This is a genomic window from Streptosporangium sp. NPDC000095 (assembly GCF_042899335.1).
GTDB lineage: Bacteria > Actinomycetota > Actinomycetes > Streptosporangiales > Streptosporangiaceae > Streptosporangium.
In genome coordinates this window covers 229,600-249,653 of record NZ_JBIAZS010000008.1, presented here as the reverse complement: position 1 = coordinate 249,653, position 20,054 = coordinate 229,600, and the positions used below count along the sequence as shown (strand labels likewise).

At 70.6% G+C, this 20,054-nt stretch carries 18 protein-coding genes and 1 pseudogene; 10 read left to right on the top strand and 9 right to left on the bottom strand.

The genetic code is table 11. From position 1 onward, the window contains the following. Nucleotides 1-13 precede the first annotated feature (13 nt). Nucleotides 14-463 carry an Lrp/AsnC family transcriptional regulator gene (locus tag ACFY3V_RS19925; RefSeq protein ID WP_362901371.1) on the top strand — a complete coding sequence of 150 codons (450 nt, stop codon included), beginning with the start codon at nt 14-16 and terminating at the stop codon, nt 461-463. Here the strand turns inward: ACFY3V_RS19925 and ACFY3V_RS19920 are convergent. Then, complete coding sequence (locus ACFY3V_RS19920) at nt 405-1,553, bottom strand: Glu/Leu/Phe/Val dehydrogenase dimerization domain-containing protein (RefSeq protein ID WP_389775148.1); 1,149 nt, start codon at nt 1,551-1,553, stop codon at nt 405-407. The two genes, ACFY3V_RS19925 and ACFY3V_RS19920, sit on opposite strands and share 59 nt — an antisense overlap. Nucleotides 1,554-1,662: 109 nt before the next feature. Between ACFY3V_RS19920 and ACFY3V_RS19915 the strand changes: the two genes are divergently transcribed. Next, entirely contained in the window at nt 1,663-2,142 is a 480-nt protein-coding gene (locus ACFY3V_RS19915; RefSeq protein ID WP_362901375.1) for an Lrp/AsnC family transcriptional regulator, read from the top strand. A gap of 20 nt (nt 2,143-2,162) precedes the next feature. Here the strand turns inward: ACFY3V_RS19915 and ACFY3V_RS19910 are convergent, their stop codons facing one another. Together ACFY3V_RS19910 and ACFY3V_RS19905 are read right to left on the bottom strand one after the other, a co-directional pair. Continuing rightward, nucleotides 2,163-2,819, bottom strand: a complete 657-nt coding sequence (locus ACFY3V_RS19910) for a response regulator (protein WP_389775144.1) — start codon at nt 2,817-2,819, stop codon at nt 2,163-2,165. Next, complete coding sequence (locus tag ACFY3V_RS19905) at nt 2,816-3,976, bottom strand: sensor histidine kinase (protein ID WP_389775141.1); 1,161 nt, start codon at nt 3,974-3,976, stop codon at nt 2,816-2,818. Before ACFY3V_RS19905 ends, ACFY3V_RS19910 begins: the two co-directional genes overlap by 4 nt. Nucleotides 3,977-4,108: 132 nt before the next feature. On the opposite strand from ACFY3V_RS19905, the gene ACFY3V_RS19900 reads away from it, so the two are divergent. Beyond that, nucleotides 4,109-4,597, top strand: a complete 489-nt coding sequence (locus ACFY3V_RS19900; RefSeq protein ID WP_389775138.1) for a hypothetical protein — start codon at nt 4,109-4,111, stop codon at nt 4,595-4,597. Between the two features lie 302 nt (nt 4,598-4,899). Next, nucleotides 4,900-5,724 (top strand): NAD(P)H-binding protein, encoded by an 825-nt coding sequence (locus ACFY3V_RS19895; RefSeq protein WP_389775299.1) that lies wholly within the window; start codon nt 4,900-4,902, stop codon nt 5,722-5,724. A gap of 40 nt (nt 5,725-5,764) precedes the next feature. Here the strand turns inward: ACFY3V_RS19895 and ACFY3V_RS19890 are convergent. Beyond that, nucleotides 5,765-6,724, bottom strand: a pseudogene (locus ACFY3V_RS19890) (RNA polymerase sigma factor); the annotation flags it as partial. Nucleotides 6,725-7,117: 393 nt separating this feature from the next. After that, nucleotides 7,118-7,627, bottom strand: coding sequence for a hypothetical protein (locus ACFY3V_RS19885; protein ID WP_389775136.1), 510 nt, complete (start codon nt 7,625-7,627; stop codon nt 7,118-7,120). A gap of 155 nt (nt 7,628-7,782) precedes the next feature. Between ACFY3V_RS19885 and ACFY3V_RS19880 the strand changes: the two genes are divergently transcribed. Both ACFY3V_RS19880 and ACFY3V_RS19875 read left to right on the top strand, forming a co-directional pair. Continuing rightward, nucleotides 7,783-9,042 carry a sensor histidine kinase gene (locus tag ACFY3V_RS19880; RefSeq protein WP_389775133.1) on the top strand — a complete coding sequence of 420 codons (1,260 nt, stop codon included), beginning with the start codon at nt 7,783-7,785 and terminating at the stop codon, nt 9,040-9,042. Further along, nucleotides 9,033-9,686, top strand: coding sequence for a response regulator (locus ACFY3V_RS19875; protein WP_389775130.1), 654 nt, complete (start codon nt 9,033-9,035; stop codon nt 9,684-9,686). The genes ACFY3V_RS19880 and ACFY3V_RS19875 overlap by 10 nt, the downstream gene beginning before the upstream one ends. Here the strand turns inward: ACFY3V_RS19875 and ACFY3V_RS19870 are convergent. After that, nucleotides 9,662-11,257, bottom strand: a complete 1,596-nt coding sequence (locus ACFY3V_RS19870) for a serine hydrolase domain-containing protein (RefSeq protein ID WP_389775127.1) — start codon at nt 11,255-11,257, stop codon at nt 9,662-9,664. The genes ACFY3V_RS19875 and ACFY3V_RS19870 overlap by 25 nt on opposite strands. 431 nt (nt 11,258-11,688) lie before the next feature. Here ACFY3V_RS19870 and ACFY3V_RS19865 point away from each other — a divergent pair, with 431 nt between their 5' ends. Then, a complete protein-coding gene (locus ACFY3V_RS19865) occupies nt 11,689-13,527 on the top strand; it encodes a discoidin domain-containing protein (RefSeq protein ID WP_389775124.1) in 1,839 nt (612 codons plus the stop codon). A gap of 211 nt (nt 13,528-13,738) precedes the next feature. Here ACFY3V_RS19865 and ACFY3V_RS19860 read toward each other — a convergent pair whose 3' ends face one another. Further along, nucleotides 13,739-14,599 carry an aldo/keto reductase gene (locus tag ACFY3V_RS19860; protein WP_362901387.1) on the bottom strand — a complete coding sequence of 287 codons (861 nt, stop codon included), beginning with the start codon at nt 14,597-14,599 and terminating at the stop codon, nt 13,739-13,741. 287 nt (nt 14,600-14,886) lie between these two features. Here ACFY3V_RS19860 and rox point away from each other — a divergent pair, with 287 nt between their 5' ends. Further along, complete coding sequence (gene rox, locus ACFY3V_RS19855) at nt 14,887-16,434, top strand: rifampin monooxygenase (RefSeq protein ID WP_389775120.1); 1,548 nt, start codon at nt 14,887-14,889, stop codon at nt 16,432-16,434. 78 nt (nt 16,435-16,512) lie between these two features. On the opposite strand, the gene ACFY3V_RS19850 is transcribed toward rox, so the two are convergent. Together ACFY3V_RS19850 and ACFY3V_RS19845 are read right to left on the bottom strand one after the other, a co-directional pair. Further along, nucleotides 16,513-17,526, bottom strand: a complete 1,014-nt coding sequence (locus ACFY3V_RS19850) for a zinc-binding alcohol dehydrogenase family protein (RefSeq protein WP_389775117.1) — start codon at nt 17,524-17,526, stop codon at nt 16,513-16,515. A gap of 95 nt (nt 17,527-17,621) precedes the next feature. Continuing rightward, nucleotides 17,622-18,119 (bottom strand): pyridoxamine 5'-phosphate oxidase family protein, encoded by a 498-nt coding sequence (locus ACFY3V_RS19845; RefSeq protein ID WP_350947248.1) that lies wholly within the window; start codon nt 18,117-18,119, stop codon nt 17,622-17,624. A 319-nt stretch (nt 18,120-18,438) separates the two neighbouring features. On the opposite strand from ACFY3V_RS19845, the gene ACFY3V_RS19840 reads away from it, so the two are divergent. After that, the gene (locus ACFY3V_RS19840; RefSeq protein ID WP_350947249.1) at nt 18,439-18,711 is read left to right on the top strand and encodes an MSMEG_0570 family nitrogen starvation response protein; all 273 of its coding nucleotides are present in this window, start codon (nt 18,439-18,441) and stop codon (nt 18,709-18,711) included. Further along, nucleotides 18,708-20,054 carry an MSMEG_0569 family flavin-dependent oxidoreductase gene (locus ACFY3V_RS19835; protein ID WP_362901397.1) on the top strand — a complete coding sequence of 449 codons (1,347 nt, stop codon included), beginning with the start codon at nt 18,708-18,710 and terminating at the stop codon, nt 20,052-20,054. Before ACFY3V_RS19840 ends, ACFY3V_RS19835 begins: the two co-directional genes overlap by 4 nt.

The following is a 20,054-nucleotide window of genomic DNA, read 5'->3' as shown; positions in this document are numbered from 1 at the left end:
ATATGATACGGCGATGGACAGGATTGACAAGATGTTGATCGGCATCCTTCAGGACGACGCCGGTCGGTCCTACGCCGCGCTCGGGGCCGAGGTGGGATTGTCGAGCGGCGCCGCGCACGAACGGGTGCGCAAGCTGCGCGAACGAGGGCTGATCCGGCGGACGACCATCGAGGTCGATCCCGTCGCCGCGGGCAGAGGTGTGCTGTCCTTCGTGCTCGTGGAGGGGCAGGCATGGATGGGCGCGTCGGGCGAGGCACTGCTCGCGATTCCCGAGATCGAGGAGGCGCACGTCATCGCGGGACCGGCGTCACTGCTGGTCAAGGTGCGCACGGCGAGCACCAGGGAACTGCAGGAGGTGCTGCGCAGGCTTTTCGAGATCGAGGGGGTGGTCGGGACGCGAACCATCATGGTGCTGGAGAGCTTCTTCGAGCGTGGCCTGCATCTCCCTTACCAGGATGCGTGAAGGCCTCGTGACCTGGTCCACCTCGATCGAAGCCGGGCCCGGAACGGCGCGAGGCGGCGGCCGCGCGCAGGCGGAGCCGGGTCAGTTCGGAAGCGGCCCGCGCGGGGGTGGTGTCGGTGCGCTCCGAGGTGGCGAGCAGGGTGGTGACGGTGTCCTCGATGTTCTGGACGCGGGCGAGCACCTCGTCGGCGGTTCCGCGGTCGAGTTCGACGGTGAGGGCGTGGATCACCCCGCCCGCGCTGACGACGTAGTCGGGCACCCAGATGATGTCGCGGCGGTGCAGCAGGTCGGCGACGGCCGGGGTGGTGAGCTGGTTGTTCGCGGGCCCCGCGATGGCGGCGCACCGCAGGCCGGGCACGATCTCCTCGGTGAGGACGCCGCCGAGGGCGGCGGGCACCAGGATGTCGACGTCCGCGGTGACGACCTGCGCGGGCTCGCCCCAGGTGGCGCCGACCTCGTCGGCGAGTGCCCGCTTGCCGGGATCGATGTCGCCGACGAGGAGTTCGGCTCCCTCGGCGGCGAGCAGGCGGACGATCTTCTCGCCCACGTTGCCCAGGCCGATCACGGCCAGACGGCGACCGGTGAGGCTCGGGGTGCCGTGGAGCCGCCTGCCGACGGCGCGCAGCGCGGCGAGCGTCCCGGCCGCGGTGTGCGGAGAGGAGTCGCCGCTGCCGGCCTGTCGCGCGGGTCTGCAGAACACGTGGGGGGTGCGCTCGCCGATGACCGCCATGTCGGCCGGGCCGGTCCCGACGTCCGGGCCGGTGGCGTACCTGCCGTCCAGGGAGGCGATGACGTCCGCGACGTCGTGCAGCACGTGACGGCGGCGGACCGGATCGAGTTCGACCCCTTCGGGGACGGCGACGACGGTCTTGCCGCCACCGTTGGCCAGTCCGGCCACCGCGCACTTGGCGGTCATGCCGGCCGACAGGCGCAACGCGTCGGAGAGGCCGTCCCGCCAGTCGGGGTAGTTCCAGATCCGGCACCCGCCGACCGCCTGGCCGAGCGCCGTCGAATGGACGGCGACGATGACGGGCAGGCCGGAGCGCGGCCCCGTGTGAACCGCGACCTGCTCATGGTCGAACCCTGGCATATGACGATCCCTTCATGTGATCGGTGTCCGGGTCCAAGAATCGGATATCCGGTCGCGGCTCAGGGTTCCGATCGAACGTATGGCTGGAACGACCGGCAAAATACCGGTCATGGACGAACTTGATTCGGAGATCATCCGGCTTCTCCAAACGGATGCGCGGCAGTCCAATCGTGAGCTGGCCCGCAAACTCGGGATCGCGCCCTCGACCTGCCTGGAACGCGTGAGGGCGCTCACCCGCCGCGGGGTCATCCGCGGCTATCACGCCGACATCGACCCCGCGGCCCTGAACCGCGGCGTCCAGGCTCTCGTCTCCGTGCAGGTACGCCCGCTCAGCCGCACCGTCATCGACACCTTCAAGGACTCGGCGAGCGCCCTGCCCGAGGTGCTCAGCGTCTTCGTGCTGGCCGGTGGCGACGACTTCCTTCTCCACGTGGCGGTCCAGGACCTCGACCACCTGCACGCCTTCCTGCTGGACCGGCTCAGCAAGCGCCGCGAGATCGCGGGTTTCCGCACTTCGGTGATCTTCCAGCAGGTGCACGACACCGCCCCGGCGAGGCTCCCCGACGTGACGTCCACACCCGCGAACTGAGCGCGAGGTCTCGCCTGCCGCTACTCGCCGGTGCCGAGGCCCGAGCGGTGAGCGATGACGGCGAGTGCCGTGCGGTCCCGCGCGTCGAGTTTGGTCAGGATCCGGCTGACGTAGGTGCGTACGGTGGCCGGGCTGATGAAGAGGGCCGCGGCGATCCTGTCATTGGTCTCGGCGTACCCGATCCGGGTCAGGACGGCGAGTTCCCTTTCGGTGAGGGTGGCGAGCCGAGGGTCGGGCGCGGGTGGTTTCGGAGCTCGGGCGAGGCGTTCCATGACGCGCCGCGCGATCGCGGGGGAGAGCACGTTCCCCCCTTCGGCGGCCGTGCGCACCGCCTTGCGGAGGTCTTCCGACGGAGTGTCCTTGAGGAGGTAACCGGCGGCGCCGAGCGTGACGGCCTCGACGATGTCCTCCTCGTCGTCGAAGGTGGTGAGGATCAGCACCCGTGAGCCGTCCAGGGAGCCGTCGGCGCGGATGGCCGCGGTCGCCTCGAGTCCGTTCATACCGGGCATGCGGATGTCCATGAGCACGACGTCCGGGCGGAGCTCCCGGACGAGGGAGAGCGCCGCGCGTCCGCTGGACGCCTCTCCGGCGACGGTGATGTCCGGATCGTTTTCGAGGAGTGCTCGCAGGCCCGCGCGTACGAGCTCCTGGTCGTCGGCGATGACCACCCTGATCATGATGTCTGCTCCAGTGGAAGGACGGCTCGGACGGTGAAACCCGTGGACTCGCGTCCGGCCGTCAGGGTGCCCCCGAGCGTCTCCGCGCGCTCGCGCATCCCGGCGATGCCGTGCCCCGCTCCGCTGTCGGGGCCCTGCCCGGGGCCGTCGTCGGTCACGGACAGGCGCAGGACCGCTCCGTCGTCGAGCGCGACGACGCGGGCGCGGGTGCCGCGGGAGTGCTTGACGATGTTGGTGACCGCCTCCTGGACGATTCTGAACGCGCACGCGTCGACCGTCGCGGGAAGCTCGGTGGTGACGCGCATCTCGAGGTCGAGGTCGATCCCCGCCGCGGCGGCCGTCTCACGCAGTGAGCCCACGCTCGACAGTGAGAGGACCGACCTCGGATTCTCGCCGGGGGTGCGGAGGAGGGCGACGGTCCTGCGCAGCTCGCTCATCGTGCGCGTGCTGGTTGACTTGATCAGATCCAGAGCCGCCCGGGTCCGTGCCTCGTCGTGGCCGAGCGACTCGCGGGCGACATCGGCGTGCAGGGAGATGACGGAGGTCGTGTGACCGATCGAGTCGTGCAGCTCTCGCGCTATGGCGAGGCGTTCGGCGTGAAGTCGGGCGTCGGCCTCCTGCCGGTAGCGCTGGGCGGTGAGTTCGGCGATCCGCCTCGCCCCCGCCTGCACGGTCCTTCTCGACCTCAGGCCGTCTCCCAGGGCGATCGCCGCGGCCATGAGCAGGACGTGCCCGGCCAGCTCGTAGCCGACGACGAACGAGAAGTCCTCACCCTCGATGAGGCGGAAGAACAGCGAGACCGCGATCACGACGGTGGCGGTGACGACGGCGTGGACGAGCCGGCCGAACTCGGCCGCCGAGAACAGCGCCGCGGCGACGGGGACGGCCACTCCCACAGCCGGGTGACCGGCGGCGTAGTAGGCGAACAAACCCAGGGCGGTGACGGCGAGCACGGCCGTCGGGTGGCGTCGCCGGACGAGCATCAGCGCCCCCAGGCCCACGGCCCACAGATGGGCGATCGGGTCCGGGCTCTGCCGTCCTCCCTGGCCGGCGGAGATGACGATCGACAGCACGAGGGTGACACCCACGCCGATCAGGGCGTCGACCGCCCAGGGCGGGAGTTTTCTTCGTGCCTGAACACGCCGTTCTTCGACCACGCAGCCACCCTACGGCGCCGTCGTGGCGCTCCACAGTCCACGTGAGGCGACACGGAAAGTCGCCTTCCGACGTACGGGTGTCGAGATCGGACACGGATGTGCCACGCCCCTCGCGCTTTCTAGTTTGAGGCCATGACCTCTCACAACACCTCGCCGCGTGGGCCGCTCGCCCGAAGGCGCCCGGCGCTCGGGCTGCCCCTGATCGCCGTGATCGGCCTCGCTCTTCTCGCCGCGCCCCGGGTCGTGCTTCACGACCTGGACATCATCCACGAGGGCACCTTCGTGAACGCCCTGTTCGTCTTCGTGCCGCCGGTCGTATGGATCGCGGTCGTCCTCTGGAAACGAGTACCCAACCCCTTCCTCACCCTCCTCGTCGTGGGCCTGTTCTACGGCGTCTTCCTGGCCGTGGGACATCAGGTGCTCTGGGAGGCCGCCTTCGGCGACAACCCGCCCGTACTCGGTGGAAACCTGGGCGACGTCGACCCGGCGGTACAGTCCCTCATCCTGCGCCTCTTCGCCGCGGTGAGCAGTGTCTTCACCGGGGTGATCGTCGGAGCGATCACCGGCCTCGTCGCCTGGGGGCTCGGCAAGGTCGTTCCCTCGGGTGCCAGGGAAGCCTGAAGGACGCGCCACGGCGGGAGACGGCGGCTCCCTTCGCCGGGCGCGGGTGGTGGCCCGCTCCCGAGACGGCGTGTCCGTTCGGTCCGGCGATCCTTCGTGCCGCGGGGCTCGTCGTGGCGGGAATTAAATCCGAGGCGGCCGGTGCGCCTTCGCCGGTACGCTCCCCGGGCATCTCCCGGCCGTCGACGGGCCGTCGACGGGGCCGTCCGCGCGGAACGGGTGCGGAGTCCGGGAGGGCTCGCGGGAAACCCGTGGAAAGGCCGCGGGGAAGCCGCGGAAGAGGAGAGGAAACGCCGTTGACCATGATCGCTGTGACCGGTGTCACGGGAAATCTCGGAAGGCTCGTCATCGAGGACCTGCTCGCCAGGGTCCCCGCCCGCGACCTCGTCGCGCTCGCCCGTACCCCGAAGAAGGCGGAGGACCTGCTCGGCGGCGGTGTCGAGGTGCGGCACTGTGATCATGACGACGCCGCGTCCGTCGACGCCGCGCTCGCCGGGATCGAGGTGCTGCTCCTGGTGTCCGGGCCGGACATGACGCCCGGAGTCCGCGTGCGGCAGCACCGCACCGTCGTCGAGGCCGCCGTCCGGGCGGGGGTGCGCCGCGTCGCCTACACCAGCGCCGTGGGCGCGGAGGACGGCCGGGGCCCCGTCGCCGACCACACGGCGACGGAGAGGGCGCTCCGCGAGGCGGGTCCGGCCTACACCGTGCTGCGCAACGCCCTCTACTCCGAGGCGTTCCTGGGCGCTGCGCTTGTCCAGGCGGGAAAAGAGGGTGAGATCACCTCCTCCACCGGTGGCCGGCCGCTCAACACCGCGAGGTTGCGTGACCTGGCGCTGGCCGCGAGTGCCGCCCTCACCGGTTCCGGGCACGAGAACGCGACCTACGAGTTGCTCGGTCCGCTGTGGACCTATCCGGAGCTCGCCGAGGTTCTCACCCGTGTTCTGGGCAGGCCGATCAAGCATCGGGAGATCACCGACGCGGAGGCCGGTTGGCTGGGGGGCGTGTTCCCCGCGGTGCGCGCCGGTGCCCTCGCCACGACCGGCTCCGACCTCGCGCGCCTGCTGGGGCGGCCGCCGTCGGGCCTGGAGGAGACGGTCACCGCCCTCGTCGCCCGTACGGCCGGCTGAGCGTCACCGGCCTGTGCGGACGCGGGCCGGCCGGGGGCGCTCAGGTCAGATAGTCGCGCAGGGCCCGCGAGCGCGAGGGGTGGCGCAGCTTCGTCATGGTCTTGGACTCGATCTGCCGGATGCGCTCGCGGGTCACCCCGTAGGCGCGTCCGATCTCCTCAAGGGTCTTGGGCCGCCCGTCACCGAGCCCGAACCGCATCGCCACCACCCCGGCCTCACGCTCCGACAGCGCGTCCAGGATGGTGTGCAACTGCTCCTGCAGCAGCGCGGAGGCCACCGCGTCCTCGGGGGTGATCGCCTCGGAGTCCTCGATGAGGTCGCCGAACTCGCTGTCGCCCTCGGTGCCCAGCGGGCTGTGCAGGGAGATCGGCTCCCGCCCGTATCCCTGGACCTCGACGACCCGCTCCGGGGTCATCTCCAGCTCCACGGCCAGCTCCTCAGGGGTGGGCTCGCGGCCCAGGTCGGTCGTCATCTGCCGGTGCACCCGCGCCAGCTTGTTGATCACTTCGACCATGTGAACGGGGATGCGGATGGTGCGTGCCTGGTCGGCGAGCGCCCGGGTGATCGCCTGCTTGATCCACCAGGTGGCGTACGTGGAGAACTTGAATCCCTTGGTGTAGTCGAACTTCTCCACGGCGCGGATCAGCCCCAGGTTGCCCTCCTGGATCAGGTCCAGGAACAGCATGCCCCGGCCGGTGTGGCGCTTGGCCAGCGACACCACCAGGCGCAGGTTGGCCTCCAGCAGGTGGTTCTTGGCCCGGTGGCCGTCTTCGGCGAGCCATTCGAGCTCCGCGCGAACGTCGGGCTGGAGCCGGGCGCCGTCGTTGAGCCGCTCGGTGGCGAACAGCCCTGCCTCGATGCGCCGGGCGAGCTCGACCTCCTGCTCGGCGTTGAGCAGGGAGATCCTGCCGATCTGCTTGAGATAGTCCTTGACGGGGTCGGTGCTGGCTCCGACGCTCGCTTCCAGGGCTGCGGGCGCCTCGTCGTCGTCGGTCAGAACGAGCTCTTCTTCGGCCTCGACAACCTCAACGGTGCCTTCCACGGTAGCGGCTTCCATGGCGTTCACACCTTCCCCAGGTCTGGTCGGATACAACAACCTGTGCAGTTCAAGGTACGTCCCGCGAGGGTGTGCTGCGTCGCCTGGCTCGCCGTCGCGTCCTTCGCCGGGAGCTGATCGGCTCCGCTGCCTACAGGTGCTGGGTCCCTTTCCACCTCCGAACGGGCGCAGGGCCGCCTTTCCCCGTGGGGGAAAGGCGGCCCTGCGGTTGTGACCGGCGACGCTGCGGGTGTTGCCGTGGTGATGGACGTACGGGTGGGGGAGCGGGGAACTGAGTCCGCCGTATCCGACCGAGTCCGCGAGGAGGGGACAAGGGGCGGACAGGATCGGGTCGGATCAGGACGGGAAGTCGTTCGGGTTGACGCCGGTCGTCCTGGCGTTGCCACCCCTGACCGGGTTGAGGGTGAGGGTCCCGATGGTCGAGCTGGTCGTGGTCGTGGTGAACCTCAGCCGGTCGGTGAAGCGCTGGTAGGAGGGGGACTGGGCGAACCTGCCCCGGGAGGTGTTGAACCGGTGGCCGGAGGTGAAGAAGATGGTGTAGTTGCCGTCCCGCACACCGGTGGCGGTGGCGGTGGACCGGGCGCGGACGTAGACGCTGATCGCCTTGGACCTGCCGCGGACCAGCGTGACGACGGCGTCCCTGCCGGTGCCGTTCTTCACCTTCAGCTTGCCCCGGCCGCCGCTGATGCGGTTGTAGAGGATCTTGCCGTTACCGGGTCGTGCGGCGGCCTCGGTGGAGGAGACGGCGACGGTCTCCTGGGCCGAGGCGGTGGCGGGGGCGGCGAGGGAGCCGGTCAGCAGGACGGACGCGAGGATCGCTCCCGCGAGGGGACGTGGACGAATCATTGCGCAAATATGGCCAATCCCCAGTGGCCGGTCAACGCGAATTCGTGCATGTGGGGTTTTTGGGCTGTTTTATGCAGGCATTCAATCCTGTGATGATCACCCGCGTGGTGTTCGGGCTCCGAAGGGCTCAGAGGAAGGTCAATACAATTCGTCTGATGTCGACGACGCCGATGACGAACACCACGCCGCGGCCGCTGCCTCGTCCCGCCCGGGCGGGGACACCGGCCGCGAGGGCGGCCCGGCGCGTCACCGGTCTGGCCGCAGGGGCCGTGACGGGCCTCGCCGAGCTGGGCTTCCTGTGCGTCGCGGCCGTTCTGTTCGTGATCCTGGCCGCGTGGTCCGGGGGCCGACGCGCCGCCCGGCGGTTCGCGGAGGTGGGGATGGCATGGCTGGTCGCGTTGGAACGCGCCCGGCTGGCGGCGTGGTTCGGATACGACACCGGTGGGGTGCCGGTCGGGAGTGGCGTCGGCTACCTCGCGCTGCGGGCGACGTTCGGCACGTTCGCGAGCTATCTGACCTTCGCCGGCCTCTTCGTCGGCCTGCTCTTCCTGTACGGCGGTGTCGGGGAACTCCTCTCCGGCGCGTCGTCCCCGGTCTCGCTGCGATACCCCGGCGTGCGTCTGACGGTCGACAGCGGGCCGCTGGGCACCGTCTACGGGTTGGTCCTGCTGGGGCTGTCCGCGCTGTGGGGCGCCGCGACGGTGACGGCGGAGCGGCGGTTGGCCGCGTACTGCGCCGGCCCTGGGGAGCGGGAGGCGATGCGCCGCCGCATCGAGGAACTGACCGTCACCCGTAGCGGCGTCGTGCGGGCCGTCGACGACGAGCGCCGCCGCATCGAGCGCGACCTGCACGACGGCGTCCAGCAGAGGGGCGTGGCCCTGGGAATGCTGCTGGGCAGGGCGCGGCACGGCGCCGACCCGGCCGCGGTCGCCGCCCTCGTGGACCAGGCGTACGCGGAATCGCGCCGCCTCCTGGACGAACTGCGCGACGTGGCCTGGAGTGTTTACCCGGCCGCTCTGGACGAGCTGGGCCTGCGCGCGGCCCTGGCCGGGGTGGCGGAACGAGCGGGCGTGCCGGTGACCGTCCGCTACGGCCTCGCGGAACGCCCGGTCTCCGAGATCGAGACGGCCGTCTACTTCGTGGCCCGCGAGGCCATCGCCAACGCCGCGAAGCACGCGGGAGCCCAAGGCGTCCTGGTGGTTCTGAGCGAGGACGAGCACACGGTGACCGTGGAGATCACCGACGACGGCAGGGGCGGGGCCGATCCCGCGGGTGGCGGGCTGTCCGGGCTGGAGCGGCGGGTTCTGGCGCTGGACGGCGCCTTGGAGGTGGACAGCCCTTCGGGTGGCCCGACCAGGATCACGGCGACCCTGCCCCGCGATGGGGCCGAACGCCAGGAGCGGTCATGCGCCTGATCCTCGCCGATGATTCCGTACTGTTCCGCGAGGGCCTGATCCGCCTCCTGGAGGAGGCGGGGCACGTGGTGGTAGCGGCGGTCGGCGACTCGGCGGGGCTGCTCGGTGCCGTGGACGAGCACCGCCCCGACGTGGCGATCGTGGACGTGCGCATGCCGCCGGGACAGGCGGGCGAAGGGCTGCGGGCCTCACTGACGATCCGGGAGCGGTGGCCGGACGTCGGCGTGCTCGTGCTGTCGCAGTACGTCGAGACGGCCTACGCCGCCCGGCTGCTCGCCGGAACCCCGGAAGGGCTGGGATATCTGCTCAAGGACCGGGTGACCGAGGTGGGCGAGTTCCTGGAGTCCCTGGAGCGGGTCCGCGCGGGCGGGGCGGTCTTCGATCCGGAGGTGGTCAGGCGGCTGCTCGTCCGCACCACCCGGGCCGACCCGCTGAGCAGGCTCACCCGGCGGGAGACCCAGGTACTGGAGCAACTGGCCCAGGGCCTTGTCAACGGCGCGATCGCCGAGCGTCTGCACGTGTCCCAGAGCGCGGTGGAGAAGCACATCAACGCGATCTTTGACAAGCTCGGGCTGTCGCGAACCCCCGGCTACAGCCGGCGCGTCCTGGCCGTCCTGCGCTATCTGGAAGGTCTGGACGGCTGAGCGGCGCTGTGATCGCCTTCCCCGGAGCCGGGCGAGGGCGTGCGGCGTGTCCGCACCAGATGGCCGATCCGTACGAGGACCAGGATCGCGCACGCCCCGGTGGCGAGAACGAGCCAGATCATGAAGGACGGGTAGAGATAGGTCACCTGCATCCAGGTGATGTCCTTTCCCCTGGCCAGCACTCCGAAGACATCGGTGATCGTGAGGCACAGCACCCCCGGCGCCGCGTACGGCGGCAGCCGCACCGCCGCGCGCCACACCGGGCGGCCGGCGTACCGGCCGGCCCACCGGCGGGAACGGGCCAGCCCGCGTCCCGCCATGAGAAGCGTCGCGACGGCGGCCAGCGCCATGGCGAGATCGATGACGAGGAAGGGGGAGACCGAGGGGGGCGCCTCGGGCTCCTCTCCCTCGGCCATGGCGACCAGCGCGTCCGCGACGGCGTCGCTGTCGCCGTACGCCGTACCGGTGTTGGACATGACCACGATGCCGTACCCCGACCGGGGAAGGAGCGTCTGCTGGGCCGTCGCGGTGAGCAGGTCGCCGCCGTGTCCGACGACCGGTGAGCCCTTCGCGGTCGTGCCGAGCGACCAGCCCAGGGCGTAGGAGTCGTTGACCCTGGACGGGGTGCGCATCTCCGCGACGCTCGCGGCGGAGACGACACGCACGCCGCCGGGACCTGTTCCCTCGCCACTCTGCGTGATCATCCACCGGGCCATGTCCCTCGCGCTGCTGATCACCCCGCCGGAGCCGTTGCCGAACCCCGAGGGCTCGGCAACGGCGAGCGTTGCGCCCAGCAGGTGAAGATGGCCCCGCGCGCTCGCGGGGAGGTCGCGCTCGGTGTCGATCGTGGTGCTGTTCCGCATGCCGAGCGGGCCGAACACGTGCTGTCGCAGGTAACCGGCGAAGGTCGTGCCGCTCACGACCTCGACCAGCCGAGCGGCGACCTGGGCGTTGGTGTTGTGATAGCTCCACCGGGTTCCGGGGGCGGCGGCCAGCCTCGCGTCTCTCAGCCGCGCGACGGCCTCGCGGAGCGAGCGGGGCTGGGGCAGGCTTCTTTCCGGAAAGGCCTCGTCGGCCATGCCCGAGGTCTGGTCCAGCAACTGGCGGACGGTGATGCGCGCCGCCCGAGGATCGGCCATCACGAACTCGGGGAGCCGGACGCGTACCGGCTCGTCGAGCCTGACCACTCCCTTCTCCGCCAGCTGCATGACGGCCAGGGAGGTGAAGGACTTGCTGAGTGACGCGATCGCCATGGGGGTGTCCGCCGTGACGGGATCACCGGAGGCGGTACGGCCGTAACCGGCGACGTGGACGACCTCGTCCCCCTTGGTGACGGCGACCGCGACCCCCGGCAGGCCGGTCGCCTCCCGGTAGGCGTTCACGAAACGGTCGACGGACGCGGGACCGATCTGCTCGGCCTCGCGGGTCTTCGGGCTCTCTCCGGTCTCCCCGGTGGCGCTCGTACCTGCGAAGGTCGTCACCGCCGTCAGGAGGAGCGCCGCGAGCGTGACGGCGCGGACCGTCGGGAGATGTCGGGGGAGGGGGCCATTGATGATCTTAAATTCGGGCACCGGTCGACGCTACGTACGTCGCCTCGTCCGGACCACTGGGAGATCCCTCCGAGTTCACCTGCGAAAAACCACAGGTTTCCGACACCGGGGGCAGTGGTTCTGTGCTCTCCCCGTTCCTTCCGGCTGTTTTCCGGCGGCGATTCGGGAAAGTGAAACATCGGACCGTTCCAGGTCGGTGTTTTGCTCCATGCGTCCTCATCTCCCCTTGTCGGCTCTCGCGTCACATAAAGCCATGATGAAGGCGTATTTTTGCGAAAATAAGTAGAAACATTGCAGACATCTGCCTGTCATCCTATGGTGTTCGCAGCGCCGTTCGCCGATCTCCGTCGGTGACGGCGGCAGTCTCTCCGCCCCCCCCACCGGCCGGATCGCGGCGACCGCATGTCACGTCGACCGCGGCGATCCGGCCTCGCGTGACGAAGGGTCAGCCGATGAAGACATCCGATCAATCTGTCAGCCGCTTACGCCATACCGGGCGACGCGCCCAGATCGTCCTCGCGCTGCTGCTGGCCACCCTGTGCTGGGCCGGAGCCCAGACACCGCTCCCGGCACGCGGCGCGGCCGTGCCTGAGCAGTCCTCCAACGTCCATCTCTTCTACTACTCCTGGTACGGCAACCCCCAGACGAGCGGGGAGTGGCGGCACTGGCAGCAGGGCGGACGCACCCCGCCCAACGACGTGGGCGCCGACCTGTACCCCAGCCTGGGCGCCTACGACTCCGGCGACTACGCGGGCGCCGTCACCAGGCACATGCAGTGGATCAAGCAGGCCGGGGTCGGCGTCATCGTCTACAGCTGGTGGGGTCGCGACAGCTTCGAGGACAGGCTCACCCGGGGCGTGATGGACGCCGCCGCGCGGTACGGCGTCAAGGTCGCCTGGCACCTGGAGCCGTACGAGGGGCGCACGGCGGCCTCCACCGTCGAGGACATCCGCTACATCAACACCCGCTACGGCTCCCACCCGGCCTTCTACCGTGACGCCGAGCACGGCGATCGGGCGGCGTTCTACGTCTTCGAGAGCCTGAAGATCACCGACTGGGCCGCGCTCGACCAGGTCACCGCGGGCAACATCGTGCTCGCCCAGACCACCGACACGTCGAAGATCGCGCACTTCTCCGGTATGTACACCTACGACGGGATCGCCGGTGCCACCGCGCCCGGTTGGGCCAACGCGAGCGCGTACGCCAAGCGGAACAACCTCATCTGGGCGCCCTCGGTGGCTCCCGGCTACATCGACGACCGCGCGGTGCCGGGCAACACCACCCCGACCCTGGGCCGCGCCAACGGTGCCACCTACGACCTGGAGTGGTCCAACGCCCTCGACCCGGCCAAGGGCGGCCTGCCGACCTGGGTCTCCATCACCTCGTTCAACGAGTGGCACGAGGGCAGCTCCATCGAGCCCGCGGACTCCACCCCGCCGGGCGGGTTCGGCTACCAGACCTTCGACGGCGCCTACGGCAGGACGGGGACCGCGGCGGAGACCGCCTACCTGGACCGGACGAAGTACTGGGCGACGGAGTTCGAGACCCGCAGGACCGGCGGCACGCGAGACACCCAGCCCCCGACCGCGCCGGGTGCCGCGCGCGCCGTCCCGGCCTCCGGCACGAGCATCACGGTGGGCTGGACCGCGGCCACCGACAACGTCGGGGTGACCGGCTACGACGTCTACCGCGAGGCGGGCGCCACCGACGTCAAGGTGGGCAGCACCACGGGAACGTCGTTCACCGTCACCGGTCTCACGCCGTCGACCTCCTACAGCTTCTACGTGGTCGCCAGGGACGCCGCGCAGAACACCTCGCCGCCCTCCGGCACGGTGACCGCGACGACCGGGCCCCCACCCGGATGCTCTCCCGGTACCGGAGACCTGGCCAGGAACAAGGTGGTCAGCGCGAGCAGCGTCACCCAGAACTACGTGGCGGCCAACGCGGTCGACGGCGACGCGAACACCTACTGGGAGAGCGCCAACCACACCTTCCCTCAGTCGATCACCGTTGACCTCTGCGCCCAGGTCTCCGTCGGGCGCCTGGTGCTGAGGTTGCCGCCGTCCGCGGCCTGGGGCACGCGCACCCAGACACTGTCGGTGCAGGCCTCGTCCGGCGGCGACTTCGAGACGGTGGTGCCGTCGCGGGGCCACGTCTTCGACCCGGCCACCGGCAACACCGTGACCATCACCTTCCCGGCGACGGCGAAAAGGTACGTACGGCTGAACATCACGGGCAACACCGGCTGGCCCGCCGGGCAGCTCTCCGCCTTCGAGGTCTATTCCTCCTAGTGGCCCACCGTGCGCGTTCGATGATCGAGAACGCGTGAGGCCGGTCGGGACGACGGTTCGTCCCGACCGGCCTCACGGATACGAGCGGATACGAGCTGGTGAGCGTATGCCGGACGTGCCCGGCAGGAGCGGCATCGCAGGCACGGGCCTATCGGACGGGCATCGGGAGCGGCACACGCGGGTGCCGCTCCCGACGCCCGAGCGTGTCTCGTCAGGCCGCGTCGAGGCGGGCCAGCTCCTCGGCGGACAGTTTCACGTCGGCCGCACCGACCGAGTCGCGGATGGTCTCCGGACGAGAGGAACCCGGGATCGGGATCACCACCGGCGCCTTGGCGAGCATCCACGCCAGGCACACCCGCTGCGGGCTCACCCCGTGCGCCCGCGCGACGTCCGCGAACACGGCGAACCGCGAGCCCAGCTCGCCGGCCTGCGAGATCCCGCCCAGCGGGCTCCACGGCAGGAACGCGATGCCCAGCTCCGCGCACAGCTCCAGCTCGGGCTCGCTGGAGCGGAACGACGGCGAGAACTGGTTCTGCACGCTCACCAGCCGCCCGCCGAGGATCTCGTTGGCGAGCCGGATCTGGTCCGGGTCGGCGTTCGAGACGCCCGCGAAGCGGATCTTGCCCGCGTCCAGCAGGTCGCGGATCGCCCCGACCGACTCCGCGTACGGAACCTTCGGGTCGGGGCGGTGGAACTGGTAGAGCCCGATGGCCTCGACGCCGAGACGCGCGAGCGACGCGTCGCAGGCCTTCTTCAGGTGGTCGGGCGAGCCGTTCAGGGTCCACGAGCCGTCACCGGGGCGCGCATGGCCGCCCTTGGTGGCGATCAGCACGTCGGACGTGTCGCCCCCGTAACCGGCGACCGCGCGGGCGATCAGGGACTCGTTGTGGCCGACCTCGTCCGCGCCCAGGTGATAGGCGTCCGCGGTGTCGATCAGCGTCACGCCCGCCTCCAGCGCGGCGTGGATCGTCGCGATCGAACGCTGCTCGTCGGGGCGCCCTTCGATCGACATCGGCATTCCGCCGAGACCGATCTCACTGACCTGGACATCGCCGATGCGGCGTGTCTGCATGGGAGCTCCTTCTTGAAAATCGGTTGGTACCTCTCCACCCTGCCCCGATTAAGCCATCCGATGAGAGTTACCGACGGTGAGGTGATGGCGAGGCGGTGAGAAATAAGGAATGGACGGGATGACGCTCGGGCTTGTAACTTACGGCTGACCGTGACACCACCTGAGGAGGTGAGCCCCATGAACGCTGTATCGACGTGGGTGCTCCCCCTTCCCGTCACGGCCGGGCGATCGAGGTAGGTGTCGCCGGGAGCGCCGCTTGGACAAGGCACTCCCGAAAGGCAATACCTATGCATTCTCAGCAGGTCACCGCCGAGCCGCAGCCGAACGACGGTGCCGAGCGTGACTCCGCGGCGGGCGACGTTCCCGGAGTTCTCCGGTCGCCGGCCCCCGGCACCGATCGCGCGTCCCACGCCTTCGATGTGATCATTGCCGGGTGCGGGCCGACCGGTGCGATGCTCGCCGCCGAACTGCGACTGCACGATGTGCGAGTACTCGTCCTGGAGAAGGAGATCGAGCCCACGTCGTTCGTCCGCATAGTCGGTCTGCATGTTCGCAGCCTCGAGCTGATGGCGATGCGCGGACTGCTGGAGCGCATGCTCCAGCACGGAAGACGACGTCCGGCCGGCGGTTTCTTCGCCGCCATCCCCAAACCCGCGCCCAAGGGCCTGGATTCCGCGTACGCCTACCTGCTGGGCATCCCACAGCCGGTCATCGAGCGCCTGCTCGCAGAGCACGCGATCGAACTGGGCGCGCAGGTCCGGCGCGGGTGCGCGGTCGCCGGTTTCGAGCAGGACGACGAGGGGGTGACCGTCGAGCTGGCCGACGGCACGCGGCTGCGTTCGCGCTACCTCGTCGGCTGTGACGGCGGGCGCAGCACGGTGCGCAAGCTGCTCGATGTCGGCTTCCCCGGCGAGCCCTCGCGGACCGAGACCCTGATGGGCGAGCTGGCAGTGGGCATGCCGCAGGAGGAGATCGCCGCCAGGATGGCCGAGGTCCGCGAGACCCATCGGCCGTTCTGGCTCCGGCCCTTCGGCGAAGGGATCTACAGTGTCGTGGTCCCCGCGCCGGAAGTCGGCGACCGCGCGCAACCGCCCACCCTTGAGGATTTCAAACAGGGGTTGCGTGCCATCGCCGGAACCGATTTCGGCGTGCACTCCCCGCGCTGGATGTCCCGCTTCGGAGACGCCACCCGGCTGGCCGAACGATATCGGGTCGGGCGGGTGCTGCTGGCCGGCGACGCGGCGCACATCCATCCCCCCATCGGCGGGCAGGGCCTCAACCTGGGCGTTCAGGACGCGTTCAACCTCGGCTGGAAACTGGCCGCACAGATCCGCGGGTGGGCCCCGGAGGCGCTGCTGGACAGCTACCAGGCCGAACGTCGTCCGGTCGCCGAGGACGTGCTGGACAACACCCGTGCCCAGACGGAACTGTTGTCCGCCGAACCGGGCCCGCAGGCCGTGCGCAGGCTGCTCACCGAACTGATGGACTTCGACGAGGTGAACCGCCACCTGACCGAAAAGATCACCGCGACCGGCATCCGCTACGACTTCGGCGAAGGCCCCGACCTGCTCGGCCGCCGCATGCACGACCTCGACGTGAAACAGGGCCACCTCTACGGTCTGCTGCATCGTGGCCGTGGCCTGCTGCTGGACCGTACCGAACGCCTCACCGTCGGCGGCTGGTCGGACCGGGTCGATCACCTCGCGGACCCCACCGCGGAACTGGACGTCCCGTGCGTCCTGCTGCGTCCCGACGGCCACGTCGCCTGGATCGGCGACGACCAGCAGGACCTGGACGACCACCTCTCCTGCTGGTTCGGCAGGCCCGCCGACTGAATCCAGCCCGAGCGGCGGAAAAGACCCGCGAGGAGTGCTCGCGCCGATGCTCACCCCCGTACGGGGGTGAGCATCGCGTCAGGGGTCGGAGTGGGAGGGCATCAGGACGGCGGCGCCCTCGACGCGATCCCCGGCCAGGTCCGCCAGAGCCCGGTCGGCCTCGGCCAGCCGATAGGGCACCGTCGTCACCCGGGGTGGGTGGAGCGTCGCCAGTTCCAGATAGGCGCGGCCGTCGGCGCGGGTGTTGGCGGTGACGCTGCGCAGCGTGCGCTCCTGGAACAGGTGCCGCTGATAGGTCAGGGGCGGGATGTCGCTGAGATGGATGCCCGCGACCGCCAGGGTTCCGCCCCGCTCCAGGGCGGCCAGCGCGACCGGCACCAGTTCGCCCGCCGGGGCGAACAGGATCGCCGAGTCCAGCGGTTCCGGCGGGGCGTCCGCGGCGCCGCCCGCCGAGGCCGCGCCCAGGGCGACGGCCAACTCCCTGGCCTTGGCCGAGCGGGTCAGCACGTGCACGGTCGCCCCCTGGGCGAGGGCGAGCTGCGCGGTCAGGTGCGCCGAGGCGCCGAAGCCGTAGATGCCCAGCCGTCCGCCGGGTGGCAGGTCGCTGCGGAGCAGGGCCCGGTAGCCGATGATCCCCGCGCACAGCAGCGGCGCGAGCTTCTCCGCGGGGACGTCGCCGGGGAGCGGGTAGGCGAAGTCCTCGGGAACGGTCAGGTATTCGGCGTAGCCGCCGTCGGCGTCCCAGCCGGTGTAGGTCGAACCGGGACAGAGGTTCTCCGCACCCCGCAGGCAGTAGCGGCAGTGCCCGCAGGTCGAGCGGAGCCAGGCCACCCCCACCCGGGTGCCCGGCGCGAGCCGCACGGCGTCGGGGGCGGCGGACACCACCCGCCCCACGACCTCGTGGCCTGGCGTGGTCCTCGGGCGTCGCGGCCGGAGATCGCCCTCGGCGAGGTGCAGGTCGGTGCGGCAGACCGCGCATGCCTCGACGCGGACCAGCACCTCACCGGGTCCGGGGGAGGGGACGGGGACGCGCACCGGCCGCAGGGGACGCGAGGAGATCGGCCCCGGGTGAGTGACGACCCAGGCGTCCATCTCCGAGGGGATCACGGGCGGCCGGTGAGCCGAAGGGCCGGACCCGGCGGGGATCACGGGCGGTTCCTGGGACGGCGGGGCCGGCTCGGCGGGGGTCACGGGTCGCGCCGCCGGATGCGACGGCCGGTGACCTCGGTGGCGGCGATCCTCACGTACGGCTCCCGCTCGCCCCCCGTCCACGGCCGGACGCCCAGCGCCGCCAGGGCGGCGCGGTCCTCCTCCGAGGAGACGTGGTGGATCCCGCCGCGCACCAGCACGCTCCAGCCCTCGCGGCCGGCGTCGTCGATCCGGTCGACCTCGAAGGCGACCTTGGACTCGACCCCCTGGGCCCCGGTGCGCAGGGCGTCGTCGAGCGGGCCGCCGAAAGCGGTGCGGAAGATCACCGAGCTGCCGTGCAGGGCGTAGTCGACCGGCAGGATCACCGGCCCGCCGATCTCCTCGAAGGCGATACGCCCCACTCCGCCGGGGGTGATGAGCCGCAGGCACTCGTCCCTGTCCAGGGTTTCCAGCCTGTCCCGGGTGAGGCCGAGATCCTCGCGTCGCCTGGCGATCCGGCGGCCGAGGTCGCCCGGGGCCGATACGCGTCCAGTCATGGGATTCTCCCGCTGAGAAGATCGATGTCGCTGCGAGTCCGGGGCTCCTCCGGCTCCGCGCCCCCCGATCGGCATCACCTGAGGCCTCCCCTTCCCGGCGCGCCGCTAATCGGGGGTGAGGGGGCCGGTGGAGACTCATGACGCGATGCCGACCGGCGCCTCACTGTTAACCGGTGGAGAAGTTGGTGTGACCACGGTCATCGCGTTTTGTTCCGGATGAAACGGGTCGGCAATTTCCAGCGGTTGAACTGTCGTCAGCGGTAAAGGCGCACCGATTCGGATAAGGCCGCTTTCCCCTGTGGAGACTCGTATGCCTGAGATGTATTTCCAGGTCAGATGGCCCGATGGTTCACAACAACGCTGTTATTCCCCATCGCTCATCATTGAGGACTTTCTTCATCCCGAACAATCGTACCCAATCGCCGAATTCGTCTCGCTGAGCGGCAGGGCGCTGGAGGCGGCCGGTGAGCGCGTACGCGAGAGGTACGGGTTCGGGTGCGCGGCCGCGGCGAGGCAGGTCGCCGAGATCGAGAGGAAGGCGGCCGGTTTCGCCGGTGCCGGCATGGTGACGGTCGAGAGGTTCGAGCGGTGAACGGCCGTCACCACGAGGTGGTCGTCGTCGGCGCGGGCCAGGCGGGCCTGTCGATGAGCCACTGCCTGCGCAGGGACGGCGTCGACCACCTGGTGCTGGAGCGTCACCGCGTGGGCCACGAGTGGCGCGCACGGCGCTGGGACTCCTTCTGCCTCGTCACGCCCAACTGGCAGTGCCGCCTGCCGGGGTTCCCCTACCCGGGCGACGACCACGACGGGTTCATGCTCCGCGACCAGATCGTCGGCTACCTGGAGGACTACGCGGCCTCCTTCTCCCCACCGGTGCTGGAGGGGGTGAACGTCACCCGGCTCCTTCCCGACGGGCGGGGGTTTCGGGTGGAGACCGACCGGGGCACGGTCACCGCGGGCCAGGTCGTGGTCGCCACCGGCCCCTACCAGGTCCCGGTGATCCCCCGGGTGGCCGAGCGGTTCCCCGCGCACGTGACGCAGATCCACTCCGCCGACTACCGCAATCCCGAGTTGCTGCCTCCGGGTGAGGTGCTGGTCGTCGGTACCGGCCAGTCGGGGTGCCAGATCGCCGAGGACCTGCACCTGGCCGGGCGGCGCGTGCACCTGTCGGTCGGCGGCGCGCCCCGGGTCGCCCGCTTCTACCGGGGCAGGGACGTGGTGGCCTGGCTGGATCTGATGGGCTACTACGACCGGCCCATCGACTCCTTCGACGACCACGACGCCGTCCGGGCCCGCGCCAACCACTACGTGACCGGCCGCGACGGCGGGCGCGACATCGACCTGCGGGCCTTCGCCCTGGAGGGGATGAGCCTGTACGGCAGGCTGACCACGGTCGAGAACGACACGGCGACCGGCGCGGGAACGGCCGAAGCCGCGGAGGAGAGGACCGGCGGCAGGGCGCGGTTCGCCCCCGACCTACGGCGCAACCTCGACCATGCCGACGCGGTCTGCGAGAGCGTCAAGGACTCCATCGACGCCTTCATCGCCGCGCACGGCATCTCCGCCCCCGGCGAGAGGCGTTACACCCCGCCCTGGCAGCCCGCCTCCGAGCCCGACTCCCTGGACCTGGGGCGGATCACCTCGGTCGTCTGGTGCACCGGCTTCCGCCGCGACCACGGCTGGATCAGGGTGCCGGTCTTCGACGGCACCGGCTACCCCACCCACGAGCGCGGTGTCACCCGGGTCCCCGGTCTGTACTTCCTCGGGCTGCCCTGGCAGCACACCTGGGGCTCGGGCCGTTTCTCCGGGGTGGCGGCCGACGCCGAGCACCTGGCCGGGCACATCGCCGCCGCCGGCAGGCCGGTACCCGCCCCGCGCGCCGCGGAACCGGCGTCGCTCGGCTACTTCGTCCACCCCGAGCTGCTGGGAACCTGA

Excerpts from the sequence above, each read along its gene's own strand:
- ACFY3V_RS19880 (WP_389775133.1), top strand. The coding sequence starts at position 7,783 with ATGTCGACGACGCCGATGACGAACACCACGCCGCGGCCGCTGCCTCGT.
- ACFY3V_RS19915 (WP_362901375.1), top strand. The coding sequence starts at position 1,663 with ATGGACGAACTTGATTCGGAGATCATCCGGCTTCTCCAAACGGATGCG.
- ACFY3V_RS19900 (WP_389775138.1), top strand. The coding sequence starts at position 4,109 with ATGACCTCTCACAACACCTCGCCGCGTGGGCCGCTCGCCCGAAGGCGC.
- ACFY3V_RS19875 (WP_389775130.1), top strand. The coding sequence starts at position 9,033 with ATGCGCCTGATCCTCGCCGATGATTCCGTACTGTTCCGCGAGGGCCTG.
- ACFY3V_RS19860 (WP_362901387.1), bottom strand. The coding sequence starts at position 14,599 with ATGCAGACACGCCGCATCGGCGATGTCCAGGTCAGTGAGATCGGTCTC.
- rox (WP_389775120.1), top strand. The coding sequence starts at position 14,887 with ATGCATTCTCAGCAGGTCACCGCCGAGCCGCAGCCGAACGACGGTGCC.
- ACFY3V_RS19885 (WP_389775136.1), bottom strand. The coding sequence starts at position 7,627 with ATGATTCGTCCACGTCCCCTCGCGGGAGCGATCCTCGCGTCCGTCCTG.
- ACFY3V_RS19850 (WP_389775117.1), bottom strand. The coding sequence starts at position 17,526 with ATGGACGCCTGGGTCGTCACTCACCCGGGGCCGATCTCCTCGCGTCCC.
- ACFY3V_RS19845 (WP_350947248.1), bottom strand. The coding sequence starts at position 18,119 with ATGACTGGACGCGTATCGGCCCCGGGCGACCTCGGCCGCCGGATCGCC.
- ACFY3V_RS19920 (WP_389775148.1), bottom strand. The coding sequence starts at position 1,553 with ATGCCAGGGTTCGACCATGAGCAGGTCGCGGTTCACACGGGGCCGCGC.
- ACFY3V_RS19910 (WP_389775144.1), bottom strand. The coding sequence starts at position 2,819 with ATGATCAGGGTGGTCATCGCCGACGACCAGGAGCTCGTACGCGCGGGC.
- ACFY3V_RS19840 (WP_350947249.1), top strand. The coding sequence starts at position 18,439 with ATGTATTTCCAGGTCAGATGGCCCGATGGTTCACAACAACGCTGTTAT.
- ACFY3V_RS19925 (WP_362901371.1), top strand. The coding sequence starts at position 14 with ATGGACAGGATTGACAAGATGTTGATCGGCATCCTTCAGGACGACGCC.
- ACFY3V_RS19895 (WP_389775299.1), top strand. The coding sequence starts at position 4,900 with ATGATCGCTGTGACCGGTGTCACGGGAAATCTCGGAAGGCTCGTCATC.
- ACFY3V_RS19865 (WP_389775124.1), top strand. The coding sequence starts at position 11,689 with ATGAAGACATCCGATCAATCTGTCAGCCGCTTACGCCATACCGGGCGA.